The organism is Bacillus sp. EB106-02-03-XG38 (assembly GCF_058792175.1).
Map to the genome: position 1 here is coordinate 327105 of NZ_JBYTED010000003.1, position 6683 is coordinate 333787.

7 protein-coding genes are annotated in these 6683 nt (G+C 36.2%); 4 read left to right on the plus strand and 3 right to left on the minus strand.

All coding sequences use genetic code 11. The annotated features are described in order from the left end of the window. The first annotated feature begins 8 nt into the window (after positions 1-8). Genes AC3WTI_RS16175 through AC3WTI_RS16185 form a run of 3 tightly spaced genes read left to right on the plus strand, consistent with a single transcriptional unit; the run spans position 9 to position 2337 of the window. The gene (locus tag AC3WTI_RS16175) at positions 9-713 is read left to right on the plus strand and encodes an ABC transporter permease (RefSeq protein WP_087957115.1); all 705 of its coding nucleotides are present in this window, start codon (positions 9-11) and stop codon (positions 711-713) included. A gap of 34 nt (positions 714-747) precedes the next feature. Then, the gene (locus tag AC3WTI_RS16180) at positions 748-1620 is read left to right on the plus strand and encodes a DUF4097 family beta strand repeat-containing protein (protein WP_142305824.1); all 873 of its coding nucleotides are present in this window, start codon (positions 748-750) and stop codon (positions 1618-1620) included. Between the two features lie 24 nt (positions 1621-1644). Beyond that, positions 1645-2337: an ABC transporter permease gene (locus tag AC3WTI_RS16185; protein WP_087957113.1), complete on the plus strand. Its 693-nt coding sequence runs from the start codon at positions 1645-1647 to the stop codon at positions 2335-2337. Between the two features lie 64 nt (positions 2338-2401). On the opposite strand, the gene AC3WTI_RS16190 is transcribed toward AC3WTI_RS16185, so the two are convergent. The 3 genes from AC3WTI_RS16190 to AC3WTI_RS16200 form a co-directional block, all read right to left on the minus strand. After that, positions 2402-2905 carry a DinB family protein gene (locus AC3WTI_RS16190; protein WP_097840813.1) on the minus strand — a complete coding sequence of 168 codons (504 nt, stop codon included), beginning with the start codon at positions 2903-2905 and terminating at the stop codon, positions 2402-2404. A gap of 112 nt (positions 2906-3017) precedes the next feature. Further along, a complete protein-coding gene (gene fhuB, locus AC3WTI_RS16195) occupies positions 3018-5054 on the minus strand; it encodes a Fe(3+)-hydroxamate ABC transporter permease FhuB (protein ID WP_087957112.1) in 2037 nt (678 codons plus the stop codon). 7 nt (positions 5055-5061) lie between these two features. Continuing rightward, the gene (locus AC3WTI_RS16200; protein ID WP_097840812.1) at positions 5062-6036 is read right to left on the minus strand and encodes an ABC transporter substrate-binding protein; all 975 of its coding nucleotides are present in this window, start codon (positions 6034-6036) and stop codon (positions 5062-5064) included. 411 nt (positions 6037-6447) lie between these two features. On the opposite strand from AC3WTI_RS16200, the gene AC3WTI_RS16205 reads away from it, so the two are divergent. Then, on the plus strand, positions 6448-6683 hold a 236-nt coding region (locus tag AC3WTI_RS16205; RefSeq protein WP_492304380.1), incomplete at its 3' end, for a collagen-like triple helix repeat-containing protein.

A 6683-nucleotide genomic window follows, 5' to 3' on the forward strand; every position in this document is an offset into this window, starting at 1 on the left:
TGGTTTGTATGCTTAGATTAATGAAGCTTGAGTGGAAAAAGCATCGATTATCTAGTTACTTTAAAAGTGTAGCAATTTGTATTATAGCAATTTTCGCTGCAGTAAGCCTTATGGCATTAGGAATTAAAGCCGAGGGAGACGTGCTCTTCTCTGACTTCACACAGAACATGGCTTTAGCAAATGTTTTTATTAGGATAACATTCATTATTTTTAGTTCGGTCATTTTATCACGTTTAGTAATTGATGAGTATAAGAACAAAACGATACAACTATCATTTATGTACCCACTGCAAAGAAAAATGTTAATGAGAGCGAAATTAACAATTGTTTTTTGTTTTTGTTTTGTGAGCACGATTATCGCCACTTTTATTATTAGTTTGCTCGTATATTTTGTGAGTCCAATGATGGGACTGATTGAAACGCCAACTACGATAGGTGAAATAATAGCTATCGTTCCAACTACTATTATAAGTGCATTTATGATATCTGGTATAAGTTTAATTCCTTTATTTTTTGGGATGAGAAAGAAATCAACACCGACAACGATTACTTCGGCAGTAATAATTGGGATGCTAATTAGTGGTAACGTTGGGGCTGGAAGCGATCAAGTAAGTATGTTTGATTTTATAGCTATCCCAATAGTGCTCTGTTTATTAGGGATTTTCATTAGTTATCTATCGTATCGTAAAATCGACAAGATTGATGTGGCGTGAAGCAAGCATAAAACAACAATGAACTGGGGTATGAATGTTGAAAAAAATAATAGTAAGTGCAATTTTATTTCTGACAATTGCTAGTGTGATTTTTGGTTTTAAGACATTTCAGGGGAAAGATTTTAAGAAAGAACAGTCTTTTGAGATAAATCATATAAAAGAAATAGAAGTAGACAATGAAAACTGGGATGTTGAATTTAAAGGTACAGAAGCTAACAAAATAGTCATTTCGGCTCAAGGTAAACGATTAGATAAAGAGGTAGATCCTGTCGAAATAGAACAGGTAGGGAATAAAGTTATAGTTAAGCAAAAACAAAAGACGACCAGATTTTTTAATGGTTTTTCGTTTCGGAAGAAAAATAGTATATCTATAGCTGTTCCGAAGAAAGAAATAGATAAAATTATATTAAATAATAAATCGGGTGATGTGAAAATAAGGGATATAGAAGTGAAAAATATCGTGACAAAAAGTGAGTCTGGAGATGAAATGGTTGTAGGACTATCGGTAGATAAGGGTGAGTTCACATCCGAAAGTGGAGATTTAATGTTAAAAGATAGTTCGTTACAAGAAGTAAATATAATTTCTACTACTGGCGATAATTATGTGAAAAATATAAAAAACGAAAATATGAAAATCACTTCAATATCCGGTGAAGTATTACTGAAAGATATGAAAGAAGGAAAATCATTATTTGTAGAAACAAATTCAGGAGATATTGGCGTACGGTATAAAGGTGTCCCGGCATCATTGAAGCTTATGGCTAAAAGTAATTCGGCTGACGTAATAGTGGATTTAAAAGGACTTAAGAAAGATAAAAATACAGAAAAAATAAAAATAGGAACGATTGGCGATGCAAAAAACAAAGTGAAGATTTTAAGTGAAACAGGGGTAATTTATATCGATTAAAATGTAAATGAAAGGAGGACTATCATGCTACGTCTTATGAAGCTAGAACTGAAGAAGTTTAAGATTGGATGGTATGTGAGGGGAGCGATTATTGCAAATATCGCTATACTGGCATTACTGATCTTTACGAGCATCGTTTCTCAAATAGAAGGAGATCCAGAAATGAGAGATCCACAGATGGTTTTGTTAATGGCTAGTACATTAGTAAGAGCAACATTTATTATTTTTGGTAGTGTTTTAATCGCAAGGTTAATAATTGGTGAATATAAAAACAAAACAATACTACTTATGTTTTCTTATCCAATTAACCGAAAGAAAATGATGCTTAGTAAGTTGGTTATTACAGCAACATTAACATTTATAACAGTTATTTTATCTAATATTTTAGTAGTAGGAATGTTCTTTGGGATAGATAGCTATTTTTCAATTCTTCCTAATCCATTTACAGTAGATCAATTGATGCAAGAAGGAATAAAACTGGTTCCTTTAGCTATTGCAACTGCGGGAATGAGTTTAATCCCATTATATTTTGGAATGCGTAAACGTTCAGTGCCAACTACAATTGTTTCATCCCTTATCGTTGTATCAATTGCAATGAATAGCAACCCAACGTTTACTACAGCAACTTTTCTTCCTCTTCAACTAGCACTAGCAGCAATTGGAGGTGTGATTGCATATTACGGAATTAAAAATATAGAGAAGGAAGATGTATTATAAAGTTTCACATGAAACAAGTTACAGAAAAAGACAAGATGTGTAAATACCTTGTCTTTTTTTGTAGTTACATTTTAGGAACTTCCATTCCAGCCGCAGCCCATTCTTCTTTTGCAGGACCGTATATGCCAGGGACTGTTAAGCCAGCTTGTCGCATTAAAACTGTCATTTGTCCACGATGGTGATTTTGATGATTAATAAGTGTCATTAAAAATATAGAATTCGGCATAGGACGACCAAAGAAGTCGTTAATAGTAGCTAAGTCTTTATCAGTCCATTTATTTTGAAGTGTTTCAACGAAAGCCGCGTTCACTTTACGGTATTCATCTGCAATTGTTTTTGCAGAAGTTGGAACAGGATAATCTTTTGTTTCTCCTTCAAACTTTAGCCCTGTGCCAGATAGTATAACAGGAATTGCCGTCACGATATGCCAAGCAACCCTGCCTAACGTCCAGTGCCCAGGTGCGATTTCTTGTGACAAAGATTCATCTGTTAATGCATCGAGCATCTTTTGAGTAGACTCAGCCTCGTATGTCCATGATTGTAAGAAGCCTTTAAGTGTTTGATACATTGTTATCCCCCCTAGTTATGTTCATAGGTTAAATTCGTGAAAAAAAGATAGTTTCCTTTAGGCTTATGAGAATGAATTAAAAAAGAGGCTTCTCACATAAGAAGCCTCTTTTTTAATTAACCTTCTTCCCGCTCTTCCTCATCAACCATAAGAAATAAGGTGCTCCAAGCACAGCAACGACAAGACCAGAAGGGATTTCTTTCGGGTATGCAATTGTTCGTCCGAGTAAATCAGCAATAGAAAGAAGGATTGCTCCAAATAGTGCGGAGCAAACGAATAATCTTTGATGGTTCATACCAACGACGATTCGTGCTAAGTGAGGTGCAACAAGACCTAGAAAGGCAATCGTACCGACAGCTGCGATATTTACAGATGCAAGTAGTGTTGCTAACACAATAAGAGCTAGGCGTGTTTTATTTACTGGTTGCCCGAGCCCCGTTGCTAAATCGTCTCCAAGTACGAGAACATCAAGTTGTTTTATTAAGAAAAAGATAATGAGTACAAGAATTAGCGATGGATATAGAATGATATTTTCTAAGTGATTCCATCCTCTTGCATATGTGCTACCTGATAGCCATGTTAAGGCAGAAGCGACGTTCAAATTTGCTCTAACAATAAAGATTTGAATAATCGCTGAGCCGAGAGCTGAAATACCGATTCCTATTAAGGCAAGGGCTGTTGGGCTAAATCCTGATTTCCATGAGAAAAAGAGGACAATTCCAACGGCAAGTAATCCGCCGATAAATGCACCAATTGGTAGGAAGAAACCAGGAAGTGCGGGAAAGACGTACATAATAGTTAAAGCACCAACACCAGCTCCCGATGAAATACCAATAATAGAAGGATCGGCGAGAGGGTTTCGTAATATACCTTGGAAAACAAGCCCGCTTATTGCAAGGCATGCGCCAGCAATAGCAGCGACGAGCATTCTTGGTAAACGAAGGTTCATCATCATATTTTTATCAAATTGTGTTAATTGACCGGATATAACATTTGTAATGCTTTCGATATAAGCGTTACTACTAATAGTAACACCAAGAGCAATCGTCACAATACAAAGCGTGATAGATATAATGATTACCTTTTTATAAGGGTAATAGCGGGAACTAGCTCCAGCTGCATTCGCACCGTTATCATTCATATATTGTTTCGACTTCATCATTCGATACACTAAGTAAATAAGCCAAGGCGACCCAATCATTGCTGTGACTGCCCCAACAGGAAGTTCTGCACCGGTTGGATCTATTAATCTACCGACAACATCTGCCCCAAGTAATAAAACTGCTCCCCATAAGAAAGAAGAGAGAAGGAGAGTTAAGTGCTGACGGTAGCCAATAAGGCGCATTAAATGTGGTGCAACTAAGCCGACAAATCCAATTGGTCCAACAACAGTTACAATTACAGCTGTTAAAAAGATTGCAGCAATGAAGGCGATAAGACGTGTTACTGCTGTTTTTTCACCAAGAGAAACAGCAACATCATCACCAAGTAAGAGAATGTTGAGTTTACGAGATATAACTAGTAAAACTAGGAAAGAAATAATGATAAATGGAAAAGCGAATTGAACGCCATCCCAGTTATTTTGAATCAGAGATCCAGCTCCCCATAAAAATAAACCTGCTGTTTCATTTTCATAAAAAAGCTGCATTGTTCCAGTAAAGGCGGAAAGCATTAATGTAACGACCATCCCAGCTAGTGCCATTCTAAGTGGGGTTCCCTTTTTTCCACCAGAAATACGGTATACAAATAAAGCAGTAATTGCACCACCGATAAATGTGAAAAGAAGTGAATGAATTTGTAGACCTTTCGGTAAGAAAATTGTAGCCGCTACTAGAAAGAAATATGAGCCAGAGTGAATCCCCATTGTACTGGATTCAGCAAGTGGATTTTTCGTTAACGTTTGTAAAATAACCCCAGACGCAGCAAGGGCACCTCCAGCTAAAATGGCAATTACTGCTCTAGGTAATCGAAGCATAATTAAAGTTTGGTGCTCTAGCGATTGGTTCGGTGAGATAAGAGCATCAATAATCATACTATAGGAAATGTTTGCTTGACCTTGTCCGATGTGAATAAAGAAAAGGAGGAGCAAGAGAGATGCTCCTCCTCCGAATACAAGACTTGCTCGAAGTGTATGTTGTAAGCTATTCATCGTGTAATCACTTCTTCGCTGTCATTACATCTGCTACTTGTGTTGCTAAAGATTTTGCAGACTCAGGACCACCGAAAATCCAAGTGTCGCCTTTTAATTTATACATTTTGTCTTCTTTTTTGAAATTTAATCCTTCCCAAGCAGGATTCCCTTTTAGTTGCGTGTCAAAAATGTTATCATCATCCGCTACAATGTAAATGAAGTTTGAATCTTGTACACCTTGTAATGATTCTACAGTTGTTTGTTTGAAACCATCCGGCTCAGATTTTCCAGCTTCAAATGTATTTGTTAAACCTAATTTTTTTGTAACTTGTAAAGCTGTAGAATTGTCAGTTAAGATACGGAATGTTGGTACATTTTTAGCTGTAAATGCTTGTACCATTGCGATATTTTTATCTTTTAAGTTTGCTTTTTCAATTTTTGCTTTTGCATCAGCGAATGCTTTATCCATATCAGCTAATACTTTTTTACCTTCTTCTTCTTTTCCAACTGCTTTTGCGATTTGTTTAAATGTTTCTGTCATCTCAGCAAAGTGATTGTTATTGCTTGTTGATGGATCAAACATAACTGTTGGTGCAATTTGCTCTAATTCATTTTTAATAGCTTTACTACGGAATGAAGCTGTGATAATTAAATCTGGTTTTAGACGGCTAATTTCTTCTAAGTTTGGTTGTTGACGTGTCCCTACATCTACAACATCTTTACCTGGTTTTGTTGCTGTATTTACCCATTTATTATAATTCTTAATGTCTGCCATCCCTACTGGCTGAACACCAAGCGCTAATAAGTCCTCTGAATATACCCACTCAAGTACAACAACTTTTTTCGCTGGTTTATCTAACTTTGTTTCCCCTTCAGCGTGTTTAATTGTTATAGCTTGTTTCTTATCGTCTGTCTTTGTTTCTTTTTTCTCCTCTTTTTGCTGTCCGCATCCAACAGCGAATAGAAGAACTACTATGAAAATACTGAGAATTTTCTTCATCTTCTGCCCCCAAATAAGTTTTTGTTTACAACTGAAAATCATTATCATTTGCAACACCAAAATCATACTATGAGGGTATTTTTAATGTCAATATTTTTTTAAAATTTTGACGAAAAATAGCATATTATGTGAATTTATATATAATGCAGTTGTTATTTATGGAGGATAGGTCTCTTTACTAAACAGTTTGGCGAATATGTGGAGTTTAAATGGGAACTTGGTTGTGTAAGAAAGCGTAATATGTATGATTAATAATCTGTGGAGATGGGGCGAAAGTACAAGCAAAAGGAGAGTAAATTGCATGTAATAATTATTAGAATGTACAGAGTAAAGTTGTTCTGTGTTATTTGATAGATGTTTTTTAATTTGTTACCTATACTTAAAAGATTGAATCTGAAGGAAGGGATCAACATGTATTCATGGAGCAATAATTTAAATGGATATTGTGGGTGTAATAATCAAAATGGTGTACATGTTGATTCATGTTGTTTTAGCTGCGATGGGACAGTTCCTAAGCTTGGTCCAACAGGTCCAACAGGGGCGACGGGAGCAACAGGTGACACAGGTCCAACAGGGGCGACGGGAGCAACAGGTGACACAGGTCCAACAGGGGCGACGGGAGCAACAGGTGACACAGGTCCAACAGG